General features: G+C 37.5%; 17 protein-coding genes and 3 tRNA genes. 7 read left to right on the forward strand and 13 right to left on the reverse strand.

The window, feature by feature from the left end; genetic code table 11:
* The first annotated feature begins 7 nt into the window (after positions 1-7).
* The 4 genes from B0I22_RS08555 (at position 8) to ypfJ (ending at position 2,873) form a co-directional block, all read left to right on the forward strand.
* Positions 8-544 carry an adenine phosphoribosyltransferase gene (locus tag B0I22_RS08555; RefSeq protein ID WP_133944245.1) on the forward strand — a complete coding sequence of 179 codons (537 nt, stop codon included), beginning with the start codon at positions 8-10 and terminating at the stop codon, positions 542-544.
* Between the two features lie 80 nt (positions 545-624).
* On the forward strand, positions 625-1,329 hold the full coding sequence (locus B0I22_RS08560) for a tetratricopeptide repeat protein (protein WP_133944246.1): 705 nt from the start codon (positions 625-627) through the stop codon (positions 1,327-1,329).
* A 10-nt stretch (positions 1,330-1,339) separates the two neighbouring features.
* Positions 1,340-1,825, forward strand: a complete 486-nt coding sequence (ribH, locus tag B0I22_RS08565; RefSeq protein ID WP_133944247.1) for a 6,7-dimethyl-8-ribityllumazine synthase — start codon at positions 1,340-1,342, stop codon at positions 1,823-1,825.
* Positions 1,826-2,018: 193 nt separating this feature from the next.
* Positions 2,019-2,873 (forward strand): KPN_02809 family neutral zinc metallopeptidase, encoded by an 855-nt coding sequence (gene ypfJ / locus B0I22_RS08570; RefSeq protein ID WP_133944248.1) that lies wholly within the window; start codon positions 2,019-2,021, stop codon positions 2,871-2,873.
* A 119-nt stretch (positions 2,874-2,992) separates the two neighbouring features.
* Here the strand turns inward: ypfJ and B0I22_RS08575 are convergent.
* The 3 genes from B0I22_RS08575 to B0I22_RS08585 form a co-directional block, all read right to left on the reverse strand.
* Positions 2,993-3,074 (reverse strand) — tRNA-Leu (locus B0I22_RS08575).
* A 5-nt stretch (positions 3,075-3,079) separates the two neighbouring features.
* Positions 3,080-3,155: transfer RNA gene (locus B0I22_RS08580), tRNA-Gly, on the reverse strand.
* A gap of 38 nt (positions 3,156-3,193) precedes the next feature.
* Positions 3,194-3,275, reverse strand: a tRNA-Leu gene (locus B0I22_RS08585).
* 168 nt (positions 3,276-3,443) lie between these two features.
* Here B0I22_RS08585 and B0I22_RS08590 point away from each other — a divergent pair.
* From B0I22_RS08590 to B0I22_RS08600, 3 genes are all read left to right on the forward strand, one after another.
* Positions 3,444-3,824: a DUF3127 domain-containing protein gene (locus tag B0I22_RS08590; RefSeq protein WP_133944249.1), complete on the forward strand. Its 381-nt coding sequence runs from the start codon at positions 3,444-3,446 to the stop codon at positions 3,822-3,824.
* 128 nt (positions 3,825-3,952) lie between these two features.
* On the forward strand, positions 3,953-4,600 hold the full coding sequence (gene aat / locus B0I22_RS08595; protein WP_133944250.1) for a leucyl/phenylalanyl-tRNA--protein transferase: 648 nt from the start codon (positions 3,953-3,955) through the stop codon (positions 4,598-4,600).
* Positions 4,597-5,484 carry a DMT family transporter gene (locus B0I22_RS08600; protein WP_133944251.1) on the forward strand — a complete coding sequence of 296 codons (888 nt, stop codon included), beginning with the start codon at positions 4,597-4,599 and terminating at the stop codon, positions 5,482-5,484. Before aat ends, B0I22_RS08600 begins: the two co-directional genes overlap by 4 nt.
* Positions 5,485-5,926: 442 nt before the next feature.
* Here the strand turns inward: B0I22_RS08600 and B0I22_RS08605 are convergent, their stop codons facing one another.
* The 10 genes from B0I22_RS08605 to B0I22_RS08650 all read right to left on the reverse strand — a co-directional run bounded on the left by B0I22_RS08605 (position 5,927) and on the right by B0I22_RS08650 (position 17,531).
* Positions 5,927-7,297: a tetratricopeptide repeat protein gene (locus B0I22_RS08605; RefSeq protein ID WP_133944252.1), complete on the reverse strand. Its 1,371-nt coding sequence runs from the start codon at positions 7,295-7,297 to the stop codon at positions 5,927-5,929.
* A 128-nt stretch (positions 7,298-7,425) separates the two neighbouring features.
* Entirely contained in the window at positions 7,426-8,031 is a 606-nt protein-coding gene (locus B0I22_RS08610) for a hypothetical protein (protein WP_246022175.1), read from the reverse strand.
* 67 nt (positions 8,032-8,098) lie between these two features.
* Positions 8,099-8,968 carry a dTDP-4-dehydrorhamnose reductase gene (gene rfbD, locus B0I22_RS08615; protein ID WP_133944254.1) on the reverse strand — a complete coding sequence of 290 codons (870 nt, stop codon included), beginning with the start codon at positions 8,966-8,968 and terminating at the stop codon, positions 8,099-8,101.
* 2 nt (positions 8,969-8,970) lie between these two features.
* Positions 8,971-9,450 (reverse strand): acyl-CoA thioesterase, encoded by a 480-nt coding sequence (locus tag B0I22_RS08620; RefSeq protein ID WP_133944255.1) that lies wholly within the window; start codon positions 9,448-9,450, stop codon positions 8,971-8,973.
* A 63-nt stretch (positions 9,451-9,513) separates the two neighbouring features.
* Positions 9,514-10,014 carry an OmpH/Skp family outer membrane protein gene (locus tag B0I22_RS08625; protein WP_133944256.1) on the reverse strand — a complete coding sequence of 167 codons (501 nt, stop codon included), beginning with the start codon at positions 10,012-10,014 and terminating at the stop codon, positions 9,514-9,516.
* 28 nt (positions 10,015-10,042) lie between these two features.
* Positions 10,043-10,702, reverse strand: coding sequence for an OmpH/Skp family outer membrane protein (locus tag B0I22_RS08630; RefSeq protein ID WP_133944257.1), 660 nt, complete (start codon positions 10,700-10,702; stop codon positions 10,043-10,045).
* Positions 10,703-10,724: 22 nt separating this feature from the next.
* Positions 10,725-13,259 carry an outer membrane protein assembly factor BamA gene (gene bamA, locus B0I22_RS08635; protein ID WP_133944258.1) on the reverse strand — a complete coding sequence of 845 codons (2,535 nt, stop codon included), beginning with the start codon at positions 13,257-13,259 and terminating at the stop codon, positions 10,725-10,727.
* Between the two features lie 30 nt (positions 13,260-13,289).
* Positions 13,290-14,036 carry an undecaprenyl pyrophosphate synthase gene (locus B0I22_RS08640; RefSeq protein ID WP_133944259.1) on the reverse strand — a complete coding sequence of 249 codons (747 nt, stop codon included), beginning with the start codon at positions 14,034-14,036 and terminating at the stop codon, positions 13,290-13,292.
* Between the two features lie 5 nt (positions 14,037-14,041).
* On the reverse strand, positions 14,042-14,842 hold the full coding sequence (gene porG, locus B0I22_RS08645; RefSeq protein ID WP_133944260.1) for a type IX secretion system protein PorG: 801 nt from the start codon (positions 14,840-14,842) through the stop codon (positions 14,042-14,044).
* 178 nt (positions 14,843-15,020) lie between these two features.
* On the reverse strand, positions 15,021-17,531 hold the full coding sequence (locus tag B0I22_RS08650) for a polysaccharide biosynthesis tyrosine autokinase (RefSeq protein WP_133944261.1): 2,511 nt from the start codon (positions 17,529-17,531) through the stop codon (positions 15,021-15,023).

Raw genomic sequence — 17,531 nt, forward strand, 5'->3', positions numbered from 1 at the left:
GTAAAAAATGGCATCTGCAGAATTAATCAAAAAATTAGAAGAAACAATCGACAACATTCCGGACTTTCCAATTCCGGGAATTCAATTCAAAGACATTTGTCCGATTTTTCTTCAACCTAAATTGTATGAAGAAGTGATTGCAGACTTGGCAAATTTCAGTAGAGGAAAAGTAGATGTGGTTTGTGGTATAGAAAGCAGAGGTTATCTTTTCGGGATTGCCATTGCAGTAGCTTTGGACGTTCCTTTTGTATTAATCAGAAAAGCAGGCAAATTGCCACCACCTTTCATCGGAGAAAAATACGATTTGGAATATGGCTCAGCAGAAATCGAAATGAAAACAGGACATCTGAAAGAAGGACAACGCGTTCTGATTCACGATGATCTTTTAGCAACAGGCGGAACTACGGAAGCAGCAGCAAAACTTGTTTCAAAACAAGGCGCGATTCCTACACAATTCAGTTTTTTGATAGACTTAAAGGATTTGAATGGTGTAGAAAGACTTAAGAAATTTAACTCCGAAGTCTATTCCCTTCTTCAATATTAAAATAAGTTGAGCATCCGAAAAATAAGTTTTTGCAAATCAAAAGGAAAGCATTAAATTTGCACTTCATTTACTAAAAAATTATGGCAAATAATCATAACACGAAAAACGAACAAGAAGGAAAAGAAACTGTAGAATTCTTCAGAGATCTTGATAAAGAGGCTCTTAACATAGAATCTTTCTTAGAGAAAAATGCAAAAACCTTAAGCATTGGTTTTGGTGTTTTGATCGTTGCAGTTCTTGGCTGGTTCGGATATCAGCAATTTATTTTGGGTCCACAAAACGAAGAAGCTACGAAAAGCTACTTGGTGGCTCAGAAAAACTTGGCTGAAGGTAAAGAAGATCTAGCATTAGGCGGAAAATCTGTTGCAAACCCAGGATTCATTGGAACTTTCGAAGAATATGGAAGCACAAAAGCAGGTAAACTTTCTGCTTACAACGCAGGATTGATCGAGTTCAAAAAAGGAAACTATCAGAAAGCTTATGATTTATTAGACAAATTCAGCTCTGGGAACAAAGTTTTGGTCGCTCTGAAATATGGCGCAATGGCAGATTGCCTTTCCAACCTAAACAAAGCAGACGATGCATTAGCAATGGCGGACAAAGCGGCTTCAGCTTCAGATGATGCTTACACATCTTACTATTTCACAAAGAAAGCAGGAATTTTGGCTCTAGCACTTAAGAAAAATGCAGATGCTAAAAAATACTTCGCAACTATCGACGAAAAATATCAAGATTATGACAACGGTCAATCTGATGCGTTCATAGAAATGACAAAATATTATTAAAATATAAAATATGGCAACGGTAAATCTTTCAGATTACAAGCCACTCAACATATCCAATGCCGATGAATATTCAATCGGCATTGTTGTTTCTGAGTGGAACGACTTCATCACGTACAACCTCCGAAATGGCGCAGTGGAAACCCTGAAAGCCGAAGGCATCAAAGAAGAAAACATCCATATCTATTATGTTCCTGGCGCTTTCGAATTGAGTTTTGCAACGATGAAACTTTGCAAATCCAACAAATTCGCAGCAGTGATTGCCATTGGAAACGTGATCCGCGGAGAAACGCCCCATTTCGAATTCGTTTGTTCCGGCGTTACGCAAGGCATCAAAGACTGCAATATTCTTACAGAAACGCCCGCAATTTTTTGCGTTCTGACAGATGACAACAAGGAGCAATCCATCGCAAGAAGCGGTGGAAACCTTGGCAACAAAGGCGTAGAAGCCGCAGTCACGGCACTCAAAATGATCGATTTCAACACCAAATCAAATTAGAATTTCTTATTATAAAAATTTTTTGGAGCCGGGAACCTGCTCTCCGTTGCAATTCCTCGCGCCAAGCCTTTCCCATCGCATGCTGTGGGATTTCCTCTACGATCAGGGCTATTTTTAAAAGACGATCCAAAAAAAATTTACTTAAATATCAAAAAGAAAGTATTAATTTTAAAACACAAAATAATATTACAAGATGAAATGGACAAACGACAGAAGTGGCAACTTCGATGACAGACGAGGCTCAGGTGGCGGTGGCGGAATGCTTGTCGGTGGCGGATTAGGAACTATCATCATCGCAGCCATCGTTTTCTTTTTGGGAGGAGATCCTTCTGCCATTTTGAACAACAGCGCATCTGCACCACAACAATCCGAACAAAGACAACTATCCAAAGAAGAACTCAACATCGGAGAATTCGTAAGTATGCTGACTGCTGAAAACGAAGAAACGTGGAATAAAATCTTCCAACAAAACGGAATCCAGTTCAAACCTGCAAAGGTTGTCCTATTCGAAAGCGCAACCCGCTCTGGTTGCGGAACTGCTCAAGCAGCAATGGGACCTTTCTATTGTCCAGCAGATCAAACGATCTATATGGATATGAGCTTCTTCAATGAATTGCAACAGAAATTTGGAGCAAAGGTAGGACAGTTTACAGTTGCTTATGTTCTTGGCCACGAGTACGGTCATCACATTCAATATTTGTTAGGAACTCTTAACAAAGTAGATCAACTCAGAAATAGCGGAAGATATTCGGAATCAGAAATGAACAAAGTTTCTGTTGCCAATGAACTTCAGGCAGATTTCTACGCCGGATTGTGGGCAAAACAAACCGACAACCGTGAGAAAATATTAGAACCAGGCGACATACAACAAGCAATGAGCGCTGCCGCAGCAGTTGGTGATGACAATATCCAAAAAAGAGGACAAGGCTACGTGAACCAAGAGAGCTTCACGCACGGTTCTTCCGCACAAAGAGAAGAATGGTTTATGAAAGGTTACAATTCTGGTGACATCAGGCAAGGTGATACTTTTAATGCGCTTTTGAAGTAGAATACATTAAACAAAAATAAAAAAGCCCGACGAATCTATTTTCGTCGGGCTTTTTATACGTATCTCTTAGCTATTAAAAACAAAAACGACTGCAAATCCTAAGATCAACAGTCGTTTTGTACCCCAGACGGGACTTGAACCCGTACATCCGAAGATACAGGATTTTAAGTCCTGCGTGTCTACCAGTTCCACCACCAGGGCAGAGGTGGAGCGAAAAACGGGACTCGAACCCGCGACCCCAACCTTGGCAAGGTTGTGCTCTACCAGCTGAGCTATTTTCGCATAAAAAAAATTCCTAATTTCTTAGAAATTTTAGTTTGTGCGGATGAAGGGACTCGAACCCCCACGCCGTGAAGCACCAGATCCTAAGTCTGGCGTGGCTACCAATTACACCACATCCGCATTATTTTCAAGAACTACTTTTCTTTCGTTTTGGTGAGTGCAAATATAGAACTCTTTTACATATCCTCCAAAATAAAATCAATCTTTTTTTCAAGTTTTTTGATTGTGTGATTTCGGATAACTTCGATACTTTTTATTACCTTTACACTCTTAAAATATTTTGAAGATATGGAATTAACAGGAACAATTAAGAAGATTTCTGATTTACAAACATTTGCAAGCGGATTTCAAAAAAAAGAACTCGTTCTTTTGACTGAAGAACAATATCCACAACCTATTAATATTGAATTTACTCAAGATAAAGTGGACTTGCTGAATGCTCACAAAGTGGGTGACAAAGTGAAAGTTCATATCAATATCAGAGGTAGAGAATGGACGAGCCCACAAGGTGAAGTGAAATATTTCAACTCGATCGTGGGATGGAGAATGGAAAAAGATGCTTCTACAAATTTTAATGAGCCAACCGAAGCGACTCCAAACCAAGGACAGCCAGCAACAGAGAACAAAAATGTTTTTGCTGAGGACGAAGACGATGACTTGCCATTCTAATTATTTTAGAATAGTTTAATTATAGATTCCCTGCATTTAATTGAATGTAGGGAATTTTTGTAGGTCAGTAGATTTCATAATAAAACTAATTAAATCGATGTTCATTAATATTAAACAAAACTTTTCAAATGATTTGGCTTGACCCTGATGACATTTCTTTCCCCGACCCAGAACTCTACGACGCAGAGACAGGGTTGATGGCAGTTGGTGGCGATTTGAAACCCGAAAGACTTTGGTTTGCCTATGAACTCGGACTTTTTCCCTGGTATAATGAAGGCGAAGAAATCCTTTGGTGGTGTCCAGATCCGAGATTTGTTTTGTTTCCTAATGAAATTAAAATCTCAAAATCGATGAGAAAAATTTTGAGAGATAGCATTTTTGAATTCACGGAAAACCAATGTTTTGAGGATGTGATGAGAAGTTGTAAGCTTGCGGAACGAAAAGACCAAGATGGAACTTGGATTAATGAAGATTTGATTTCATCTTTTGTAAAACTTAATAAAGCTGGGAAAGCCAAAAGTTTTGAAGTTTGGCAAAATGGTAATTTGGTTGGTGGATTTTATGGCGTACAAGTCGGAAAAGTTTTCTGTGGCGAAAGTATGTTTTCCAAAGTTTCCAACGCATCGAAAGCTGGATTCATCCATTTCACAACGAAATATCAAGACGAATGGGAACTGATTGATTGCCAAATCCATTCTGAACATTTGGAAAGTCTTGGTGCAAAAATGATTCCCAAAAACGAATATTTAAAAATCTTAAAACAGCAAATCTCTTGACAGCAGAACGACAAAAATGGCTACTTCTCATCGCATTATCTGTGATTTGGGGTTCGTCTTTTATACTAATCAAAAAATCTTTGGAACATTTCAATCCTTACGAAGTTGGTGCTTTGCGTGTTTTGATTTCGGGAATTGTGCTGATGCCTTTTGCGATTTCCAAAATAAAACTATTTCCGAAAAGACATTTGAAGTGGCTCATCCTTGTAGCGCTCTCAGGAAGTTTTGTCCCGATGTTTTTATTTCCAATGGCAGAAACTGAAATCAGTAGTAGCATTGCAGGAATCATCAATTCTATGATGCCGATTTTTGTGATTATTGTCGGTTCTCTCGTTTGGAAATTCTCAACTACGAAAAGGCAATTGCTTGGCGTATTGATAAGTTTTACAGGTGCTTGCATCTTGGCTTTGGGAAGTGGCGAGAGTGGCGAAATCAAAATCTATCCAATCTTACTTTTGCTCTTGGCAACGTTGTTATACGCCATCAGCACAACGACTGTCAAATCTAAGTTGCACGATGTTCCGGCTATCTTGATGTCGGCTTATGTTTTTTCGTTTGTTTTGTTTTTGCCATCATTGATTGCGTTGGTTTTCTCTGGATTTTTCTCGCATTTTACATTTTCAAAAGGTGACTTTGTCGGTTTGGGATTTGTGGCGATGCTGTCGATTTTCGGAACTGGATTGGCGATGATGATGAATTATAAATTATTGAGCATCTCTACCCCGCTTTTTGCATCTACTGTGACTTTACTGATGCCGATTGTTGCAATTATTTGGGGAATTCTGGACGGAGAGAAATTGACGACAATGCAATCTGTTGGTGCGCTGATTATTTTGGCTGGATTAATATTTTTGAGGAGCAAACCGAAGATGGCCAATGGCTGATGGCATTTGGTTAATTGGTTTAAAATTAACCTGAGTTTGGGTTAACTATTTAATTTATTTAATGTCATTATAAAAACATTATTAATAGCGTCGGGCTTTAGCCCGATGTATAAAATTGCAAAAAAAGGCTTTAGCCAAAACATATTTAAATTTTGGCTAAAGCCTAACTCTTTTTTTTCATTAAAAATAGGCTAAAGCCCATTCCTATTGATATTATGTAATTTTACTTAACCCGAAATTACAATGATTTATAGTCTCACAGATTTTACAGATAATGCTGATTCTTTTTTTGAAATGTTGATTGGATGACAAAACCCATAGCCCTGATTGCAGTGGAAATCCCACAGCAAGCCTTGGGAAAGCCAGGTGCGAGGAATTGCAACGGAAAGCAGGTTCCCGGCTCCTAAAAATGAAAAAGCTCAGACGAATCTGAGCTTTGCTTTTATTTCTTTTTGGCCTTTATTTTTTTGACCTGTTCTTTAATCGATGGATATTTCTGTTGCATATCTTTGCTGAGACTTGGATCCAAATCCAGAGCTTTTTTGAGTTGCAAGACGCCTTCTGATTCGTTTTTCAGATGGAAATAGCAGTTGCTCAATTGATAATACAATTCGGCGCGTGGATGGGCTTTCAGAGCTTTGTCCAAAATCGTGATGGCATCTTCGTACTCGCCAAGCAACATCAAGACTTCTGAATAGGCGTACCAATTGTAAAACCTCGTCGGCTCGGATTCTATGAGTTTTTTGAGGCAAACCAAGCTTTCCTCGTAATCGCCGGAAGTAATGTAGAGAAACGCTAAACGCTTCTGATACTCGACATTTCCTTCGTTGAGTAAAGAGGCTTCTTGTGCAAAATAAAGCGATTCTTTGATGTTTCCCAATTCTTCATAAATGTGAGATTGCTCCATCATTGCCAAGTAAAACTGCGGGTCTTCTCTCAATGATTTTTGGAAAGATGTGAGTGCAGGAACTAATTTCTTGGCTTCTTTGTAACATAATCCGATTTTGTAGAATGTGAAAGCTTTGGTATATTCCAATTCCAGCATTTCCTCGTAAACTGCAATTGCTTTGTCCCACTCTCCCATTGCTTCAAAACACGAGGCTTTGTTGGCATAAACACCGACAGCCATTGAGTTAATTGCTAATAGATAGTCAAAACCTTTGATGGCTTCTTCGTAATTCTTTTTGTTAAAATGGAATTGCCCATACTCGTACCAAGCGGTTTCTGAGAAAGGAAATTTGTCCAAATATTGATTGAGGAAATCCAAAGCTTCCACAGGACGATTTAGCAAATTATAGCAAAGCATTACATTTTCCAAGGAATAATCGTCGAAAGGATCGTGCTCCAGTGCGGATGTGTAATGTTTCAACGCGTTGAACGGGTCGTCCAGATTCACATATTCGTCTGCGATGAAATTGTGAAGGAAATTTTCCTCTTCTTCCAATTGCAATGCGCGCTGGCAATATTCGATGGATTTTTTTGGGTTTCCGAGATTTGAGTAATATTTGGCGCAACACACAAGGAAATCTGTGTCTTCCAAAGAGGATTGATGCAACTCGTCTATCAATTCTTTGGCTTTCACATAACGTTCCAACTCTAGGAAAACTTCCAATTGCTTGGTTTTGATTTCCAGAGAATTTGGATGGATGCTAAGAGCGTGGTTCACGGCCATTTCTGCATAGCTGTAGTCTCCAAGCTCCAGATAGTAAATGATGATTTCTATGTATTCTTCTGTATCGAAATAGAATTCTTCATTATTTTCTATCATTTCTTCGAACTTTTTAGCAAGTTCGTTTTCAAAAAATTCTTCCAATAGTATATAGATTTAGACTAGAGATTGAGTGTTGAGAATTACAAATGCCCGGTCCTGAAATCTGCTTGTATAAAGTTAATTAAATTTATTTTGATAATAAGTGATTTTAATATGATAACTTATTAACATTAATCTTTTTTCTGCTCTGTGTAGATTGTAGTCAAAAACATACCAAACGATTTTTCTAATCCAGTAATATCGCCGGATTTGAGATTGACACCGCCGTAGAGACTATCATTGCTACGTATTTTGAAATCTGTCAAAGAAAGATACAAAGATGGCTGTCCGGCTTTTGCTGACAATTTTACCGTTGACCCCAACAATTTTCTGGTGGAGACTGACATAACTTCACTCTCGTTCAAATTGAGTTTGATGAAACTTCTGGCTGGTAATTCTGTCGTTTTATTATTGATATTAATCTTTTGTTTTTTTTCTGATGACGAAACCAAGTACGCGACATTTTCTTCGTTGGGAATATTTTCCAGATTTGTGTAATACAAATTCAAAATATAATAAGCCGGATTGAAGTTTTGAAAAGTACCGTCGATGTTTTCAATTGGTTTTAATGAAAAACTGTTCGCACCAACTTGTTTTGCTTTTTTGTAAATATCGCCGAAGATTGCCACATCGTCATTTGAGAAAGCATTCACTAGAATTTCTCCTAAGAATTCTGACTTCGAAGCATCATTGATTAGATAAAAAAACTTGTCCTTGTTGTCATTCGTCTTTTCCACTTTGTTCAATGTAACTATCTGAAGATAAAAGAACTGAAAACAAAAAACACTAATTAAAAATAGGAGTTTACGCATTCGTTAATTTTAGGATTTCTACACAATCCTGAAGGCTGTTTTCCCAATGTTTTGGTTCGATGTTATAATCCTTTTCGATTTTGTCCAAAGACATTGTGCTTCTTTTTGGGCGCTTTGCCGGCGTTGGAAATTCCTCCGTCGTGATTGCTTTTAATGAAACGGAAGAACCCGAAAATTCTTTTATTTTATTCGCAAAATCAAACCAAGTGGTTTCTGGATAATTGGAAAAATGGTAGATTCCGAAGGTTTTGTTTTTAGCTTCGATAATTTCCATAATTGCTTCTGCCAAATCATTTGCGTTGGTTGGTTGACCGTGTTGGTCGCCTACGATTCCCAATTCGTCTTTCACATTAAACAAATGCAACATTGTCTTCACAAAGTTTTTATTAAATTCTGAATACAACCAAGAAGTTCTAAGAATCACAGTCTCTGGATTGTTTTCCAAAGCCAACTCTTCTCCTTTACGTTTTGAAGCGCCATAAACACCAATCGGGTTTGTGAAATCATCTTCTGAATAGCTCAAATTGGTCTCGCCATCAAAAACGTAATCAGTAGAAACGTGAATCAAAATAGCGTTGTACTCACTTGAAATTTCAGCCAAATTACCAACACCAATGGCATTGACAGCAAAAGCCTTTTCCTCTTCTTTCTCCGCCAAATCTACAGCTGTGTAAGCCGAAGCATTGATGACAAAATCTGGTTTGTACTCTTCAAATTCCTTTTCAATCTGAGCTCTATCTGTAATGTCCAAAGCTTGAGATCCTGTGAAATTGAAGTCGAAAATATCGTGGTATTTTGGTGCTAATTTTTGAAGACAATGTCCCAATTGGCCGTTTCCGCCAACAACTAAAATTCTTTGCATAATTATTTGGCTCTATTTTGATTTCTGAAAAAAGTGACTCTCTCTTTAAAAGTTTTATGGTCAATCTCAACTAAAAAATGCGCGAATTTTTCCAAAGTTTCGTCTGGCATTTTTTCGGCTCTTCTGGTTTTCATATTGAAGTAGATCACCGTCAACCAGAAAACCGCATTTATTTTTCCATTTTCGTCTGTCATTAGCAATTCTACAACCGCAGTGATGTCATCCACCATAATCGTCTTGCTGGTGATGTTGACTGTGGAATTGTACCTAACTTCTTTCAAATAAGCAATTTCATTTTGAATCGTGACCCAAGTGCAACCTGTTTCTCTGGTGTATTGCTCGTAGGTAAATCCGTAGTTTTGTTCAACGTGATCTTCTCTGGCATTGAGCATATATTCCAGATATTTCACGTTGTTTAGGTGACCAATCGGGTCGCAATCTGCAAAACGGATTTTAACAGTAGATGAAAATTCTTTTTCCATAGTGCAAAAATAAAAAAACCGCTCCGTAAAGAGAGCGGTTTTTATTATAATATTGTCTTAAAATTAAAGACCTAATTCTTTTCTTACAGCTGGAGTTGCATCTGTACCTGCTTTGTAAACAAGAGCTGGGCTAGAAGCATCAAATACGAATTCGTAAGCTGCAGCTTTTGAAACTTTAGAAATAGCATCGTTGATTTTTTTTTCAATTGGTGCTAATCCTGCATCTCTTTTTTCAGCGATGTCTTTTTGAGCAGCAGCGTAAAGTTGCTGAAGATTGTCCTGAAGTTTTTGAACTTCTTGGCTTCTTTGCTCATTGATAGCAGGCGTTTGTTTTGCCGCTTCATCTTGGTATTTTTTCATCAAATCCTGAAGAGATTTTCCTTGCTTTTCCAATTCACCTTGCTTAGAAGTTTGCAAGTTTTGTAATTGTTGATCAAGAGCCTTCATTTCTGGCATTGATGTAAAGATCGAATTGATATCAACAGAAGCTATTTTTTGAGCTTGTGCAAATCCAGTTGCAAAAACCATTACAACGGCTACTAATAATACATTTAATTTGTTCATTTTAAAAAGTTATGTTTATAATTTATATTTAATTTCCTTTTACATCCATAGATTGGATACTTTCTATAGGTGCTACTTTTTTACTAGCACTATTAGATTTCAGTTTACCATTCTTGTTGGAATTCATTGGGCGACCTCCTCTGTTAGGAATAGAGGTCTTTGTTTCCTCAACTTTTGGAAGACTTTTGCCTAAAAGATTGAGAACAGCCTCGGTGTAATCATACTTTTTATCAAGGAAAATTACACTAATGTTGTTGCTTTTATCAAGAACTATGCCCAAGTTATTTTTGGTAGAAACAGTCTTGATGGCATTCCAAATCTGGTCTTGATATGGTTTCGTAAGATTGGATCTCAATTGATTTACCTCCCCATTGGTTCCAAATCTAGCTCCAATTGTGTTGCGGATGCTAGTTTCCATATCCACAATTTCTTTTTCTCTGAGCTTCAATTGATCTCCTACCAAGAGTACCTTTTCGTTTTCGAAAGCTTCTCTTTTTCTTTCATATTCCGCCTGCAACTTCTGCAAATCTGCCTGCCATTGCGTCACCTGAGTATTGAGTCTGTTTTCAGCTTCTTTGAACTGAGGCAACTTGCTCAACACATAATTTGTATCTACAACGCCAATCTTCTGTGCATAGATATGTGTTGCGGTGAAAAGAATTGTTACAATGAATGCTATTTTTTTCATCTGATAAAAATAATATTTTATTTTATAATGGCTGGTTCATCAAGAAGTGCTGTTGCCATCCTGATGGTTCCTGGCTTCCTAGTGTTTTATCAAAACCATAAGCAAAATCAAACCCGATCAATCCAAATGCTGACATCGATACTCTAATACCAAGTCCGGCAGATCTTTTCAGTTTGAATGGATTATAAGTTCCGAAACTGTTCCAAGCGTTTCCTGCTTCAACAAACGTTAAAACGAAAATTTTCGCTGTTTGGTTCATAGAAATTGGATATCTCAATTCTGCTGCAAATCTGTTATAAATAGTTGCTCCACCGTAAGGCGTAATATCATAATTTGAAGATGAGCTGAAACCTGTAGAGGAAGCATTTTCATATCCTCTCAACGGTACCAATTCTCTACCATCAAATCTACCATTAAACAAACCTACACCTCCTACATAATATCTTTCGAATGGTGGTGGGCCTAATTCTTTGGTGTATCCATTCAGGTATCCCATTTCTCCAGTGGTTCTAAGAACTAATTTCCCGATTACCTCGTTGTAGAAATCTGCTTTCAACTTTACTTTGTAGAACTCCATCCATTTGTACTTGTCCAAAGTTGTCATAGTAGAATAATCTTTGTTGCTGAACCAAGAATATGGAGGCGTGAATTTCAAAGAAGCTTCCACATTGGATCCATAAGTTGGGAACACTGGATCTAATCCGGCAGAACTTCTACTCAAACCGATATTGAAACTGAATGACTTCGTACTACCATTATTTTCTACAACATCACCAAAGTTGAATGGATAGTTGCTAAAGTTATAACTCTGAAACTGAATCCCAGTGTAAAGTGCAAAATAATCATCCGGCCATTTCAATAGTCTTGTAAGACCTGCTGTTGCAGAGAAAATGTCCATTTTTTGATCGCCAGTTGATAAGTTGTAATTTACATTTGAATAGTTAAAACCTACACTAAGTGCGGTTGGTCTCGTTCCAAAGACCCACGGCTCTGTAAATGAAACACTATAATTGGTGAAAAATTGTCCAGCTTGTGCCTGAAGTGACAAAGTTTGTCCATCTCCCTGAGGAACTGGTTTGAAATCTTTGAACTTAAGGAAGTTTCTCAAAGAGAAGTTATTGAAGGTCAAACCAAGCGTTCCGATGAAAGATCCACCACCGTAACCTGCTTGCAACTGAACCTGAGAAGATCCTTTCTCTACAAGCGTCCAGTGCATATTCACGGTGTTATCTTGCGGATTTGGTTTTACATCGGTTCCGATTTGTTGAGGATCAAAAAACTGCATCCCAGCCAATTCGAAATAGGTTCTTTTGATTTCTGTTTTTGCAAACAACGCACCCGGTTTTGTTCTCAATGCTCTCAAGATTACGTGATCATGCGTCGTGGTATTTCCAGACCAAGTTACACGGTTCCAAGTTGCTTTTTCACCCTCGTTGATTCTGATTTCCAAATTGATAGAATCTCCTTTGATAGATTTTTCAATCGGTGTTACGTTTGAAAACAAGAATCCATTGTTCATATAAATGGATTTGATATCAGAATCATCTTCCTTACCGCCATCGTCTCCAACTTTTTTGTTGAATCCTACTGCATCGTAGATATCTCCTGTTTTATATCCTAAGATTCTTTGTAAAAATTCTGTGGTGAAAGTCGTATTCCCAATGAAATTAATATCACCGATGTAGTACTTTTTACCTTCATTCAGTTTTACATTGATATTGTAACCTTTCTCATTTCTCGTTACAGAATCTGAAACGATTGTTGCATCTCTAAAACCTAAGGAATTATAATAACTGATAAGGTTTCTTTTGTCCTCATCGTATTTGTCCTGAACAAATTTTGAAGGCTTCAGAATCCCAAGAAGGAATCTCTTTTGCTTGGTATCTTTGAAACCATTTTTTCTTAGTTTTTTGTCTGATACTTCTTGGTTTCCGTCAAATTCGATTTTATCGATTTTTACTTTTTTACCTTTGGAAACCTCTATCGTCCAGTCCACCAAATTGGCGTCTCCACCGTTGGCTTTTTCCTGAATATTAATTTTGGCATCCGCAAAACCTTTGGCAATATATTCCTGAGGAATTTTGTTTTGAAGACTGGAAACCAAATTGTTATTGATTTTTGTCCCAGGTTTCAGATTGTTATCTTTGATGAGTTTTTCGTTCTTAGACTTTCCAATTCCTTTCCCGGTAAATTTCACTTCACCAAGTTCTTTCAGGTCTTGCAAAGAAAATTGAAGCACAACATTTTGCCCTTCTACATCCTGAATGTAAACCTCGACTTTAGAAAAAGACTGTGTCTCCCAAAGCTTCTTGATAGCGTTGCTAACTCTCTGCCCCGGAATTTCTAACTTCTCTCCTTTCACAAGTCCTGTGAAACGCAAAATCTGAGCTGGGGTGAATCTCTTGACACCATCTACCACAACATCTTTCAGAACATATTCTTGATTTTGGTTTGCTGCAAGTTCTGTGTTTTCTGCATTGTTACCCTGTGGAACAACCTGTGCGTGGAAATACGCGGAAGCTGTTAACAAAATAATGGGTATAATTCTTAATTTCATTCTAATTGAAGTTCTCTTTTCTAAAATATATTATGAAAGCAGCTGCTCGCTAGTCTTTCCGTATCTTCTTTCTTTGTTCTGATAATCCAAAATGCATTGGAAAAATGTTTCTTTGGTAAAATCTGGCCAAAGTACATCTAAAAACTGAAGTTCAGCATAAGCGATTTGCCAAAGCAAAAAGTTACTGATTCGCACTTCACCACTTGTTCTTATCATCAGATCCACCTGTGGGAAATCCTTTGTATAAAGATGGTCTTCGAAGCATTTCTCATCGATATCATCTACATTCAGTTTTCCGTCTTTTACTTCTTCGCTGATTTCTTTTACCGCTTTCAGAATTTCTTTCTGAGAGCCATAATTCAGAGCAAGAATTAGATTTCCACCAGTATTATTTTTTGTCAGGTCAATGACATTCAGCAATTGATCTCTCACCAATTCCGGAAGCATAGAAACATCTCCCACAACGTGCATTCTCAGTCCTTTTGAGAAAATCTCATCAGCCTCTAGCAATAATGTTTCGGACAGAAGATTCATCAGCGTATCCACTTCTTCTTTTGGTCTGTTCCAGTTTTCTGAAGAAAAGGTGTAAAGCGTGAGGTAAGGAATATGCACTTCGTTACACGCATTAATGACATTACGAACGGCATTGATAGCATTTTTGTGTCCGAAGGTTCTTTCTTCGCCTCGGGATTTTGCCCATCTTCCGTTTCCATCCATAATGACTGCAACGTGCTGAGGCAAACGATTTTGATCTATTAGTTTCTTTAAGTCGTCCATAATCACTATTTACAATAACAAGGTGGTCTTCCAAAAGAATAAGACAAAATAAGCGTCACGGAATTGACCCAGTCCTTTGAGTTCGGATTTCCAATATTCCTCTGTTGCATAAATCCTTGTACTATTTCAGCGGTTTGTTCTTTGTTGAGTGCAGTTTTCTTCACCGTAATATCACCTTCTTCCACACTACTGTAATCTACCTTGTCTGAGAATGTCGGGCGGAATAAAAACTCGCCGGACAATGCCCAGTTATAATTAAATTTATACTTAAGCCCAATTCCAAAAGGCACGCCCATTGTGAATTCTTTTTTCTGGGTGTAGCTCACTTCTATATCGGTAGCTGATTTTATATTAAGCTCCGGACTTGCCGCATTCATATACATCCCGGAAACTCCTCCGAAGATGTACGGGCTCAGCATGCTTCTCTGCTCATCATTTACTGGTAAGAAGTTATATTCAAAAAGTAAATCAGCAGAAAATATAGAATTGGTTCCCCATAATTTCCTCATTCTTCTGTAATTCTCCTTGGCATATCTGTCATCAAACTGAACATTGCTGAAACCCAAATTAAGCCTCGCCGACTGGTACGGATTGAAATTCATACGATAAAGCAAACCGCCGTAGAACGGAAGCCCATAATCTGTAAGACTCCCACCAATAGGCTTTTGGAAAATATAATTGGTCCGTCCAATATCCCCAACAAGATTACTCATTCCCATCTGCACCCCAATCTCGTGTCTTTGCGCATTGGCAAAACTGAGAAAACAAAATAAGGCGATAAAGGAATAAGTTATTTTTTTCTTCATTTTCAATATACTGAAACGTCTATTACTTAAAAATTTGGTGCAAATATAAAACATTTTTAGCGTAAGCAACTTCTTAAAGTTTAGTTAAATAAGGACAAGTAATTATAATTATTTGTTATAAAAACGAACATATCTTCAAAATAGTCTTTAAAAAAAATAAAAGCCTTAATAAAGGCTCTTATTTTCTATTAAAAAACATTTTCAGTTTGTTCCGGATTTTGATAATCGTTGGCTCCTTGTAATTTTTATCCTCATCGAAGTAGCCATAACCGTAGCCATAACCGTAGCCGTAACCATAGCCGTATCCATAACCGTAACCATAACCTTGCTTCACAACAAAGTCATTGTACACCAAGCCCAAATTCTTTACTTCTTTGTTGAAATATTTTTCGCTGATCATTTTCAACATATGTTTCTCGGTGTATTCGTGGCGAACAACATAGATTGTAGTATCTGCTTTTTTAATCAATTCAAAAGAATCGGCAACCAATCCTACTGGTGGCGAATCTATGATGACATATTCATAAATCTCCTTCAACTGGTCTATGAATTTCATGTTATTATCGCTCATCAAAAGCTCTGAAGGATTTGGAGGAATAGGCCCGGAAGTAATAACATCAAGCCCTGGAATGCTGGTATGGTTGATAATATCTTCCAATTGAACTTGCCCTGTGAGATAATTAGAAATTCCGTTTTTATTATTGATTTTGAAGTCACCAAAAATTTTCGGTTTTCTAAGATCCATTCCCAACAGTACCGCTTTTTTCCCACTTAAACCCAATACCGAAGCAATATTAATCGAAATATAAGTTTTCCCTTCCCCACTGATAGATGAAGTCACGAGAATCACTTTGCTTTTCTGCTCTTCATCAAACAAGAATCTAAGATTGGCCCTAATCGCTCGGAATGCCTCTGAAATGGATGATTTTGGCTCTTCCAAAACGGTAAGATTATTCTCATAATTATTATGACCTACCACACCAAGAAGCGGAATTTTGGTAGCGCTTAAAAGTTCTTTTAGGTTTCTAATTTTATTATCAAGCAATTCCCCAATCAATAAAAACAACAATGGAAGCAACAGCAATCCGCCCATAATTTGCATCTTCGTCCCATTGACATCTGGCGCAATAGGCCCTTGACCTAGATTTTTGGCCTTATCTATGATTCTAAGATTACTCTGATTGGTCGCAACACGCATTTGAGATTTTGCCTGTTCGGAAAGCAGGGTGTTGTAAGTGCTTTCAATAATATCATAACCGCGCTGGGCATCCAGATAAATCCTTTGCTTTTCCGGCAGCGTTACAAGTTCCTGATCTATTTTAAGAATCCCACCATCCAATGCGGCAAGTCTGTCATAATAAGACTGGAAATATTTTTTGAGTCCGCTTTGCGAAGTATATTTCGCTTCATTAATCAAGCGGTTGATTTCCCGCATTGGTTCAGAATTAGGCGTATAAATCTGCGCCATTTCTCTCCGTTTTGCATAAAGTGCTTTGAGTTCAGAAACAGATGCATTGAAACTTCCATCCTCGATTCCTGCAATATTGAGACTAATTATTTTATCAATATTATTGGTATTCACAGAAGAACGGATGTCATTCAGAGAGTTAATTTTCGTTACCAATTCTGCCTTTTGTGCTTCCAGATCACTTAGTTTTGAGAGTGTTTTGGAATCGATATTTTCCATATCGAAAAGGCGGTTGTTGATTTTCAGATTATTAAGAACTGTAGCGCTGGAATCTAGTTTTTTTCTGATTTTGGTTAGATTCAGATTCAGATATTCTACCGTGTTTTGATCGACTGTATTTTGATCTATTAATCTTTTATTGATTAGTTCCTGAACGGAGTTATTAAGAAAATTAACGGCGCCATTTAGATTATAACCTGTTTTGCTAATGACCATAATGGATGGCAATTCCTTATCAAAATCCACAGCCAAACTTCCTATGATCCCGTTCACAGCTTGATTTACCGGAATAAGTGTGACTGCGACATTATCTAAACCAAGATTACTTGGATTGGGATTGGTAACCAACTTGAATCTAAGATGAGGCGATTCGTACCATTCATTAATACTCAAAATCTTATTAGCTGGTCTTGCAAAAGCGGGAATACTTTCGAAAGATTCGGTATTGTAGTTGTAAAGATGGGTGGACAATCCTTCTTCCGGCAGTACCACTTCGTATTTGTTATTTCCTTTCGGAATGAAATTGATTGGATAATTGACTTGCTGCAAGTGATTTTTATCGATTTCCAAAAAAAACGGACTATCTTCCTGATCCAGATAAGTAGTTTTGATGAGTCCTTTGGTCGTATAATTGGTATTAAGATTCAGTTGCTTTACCAAATATTCATTGTGACTTCTGGAGAGTAATATTTTTTTAAGAAAAATTCCGTCCTGATTCCCACCTTGTCCCCAAATAAAATTGATAGACTGATTGGGCGTGAAATAGCTGGATGTGTTGTTTGAGATACTTAGAGAAAGACTGGATGAGTAAACCCTCTGCGCATAATACTTGCTGTAAACATAAGAAATACAGTATCCAAGAAATCCTAAGATTACAAACCAGTACCAATTTCGAAGAACCCTCTGCACAAAGTGAACAGGATCAAACAAATTGAAAGATCCCATTTTTTCAGCCACTTGAGCTGTATCTTGCGTCGTATTTCCGTTTTTATTAGGAATCAT

Origin of the sequence: Epilithonimonas xixisoli (genome assembly GCF_004365655.1) — a bacterium.
Lineage (GTDB): Bacteria > Bacteroidota > Bacteroidia > Flavobacteriales > Weeksellaceae > Epilithonimonas > Epilithonimonas xixisoli.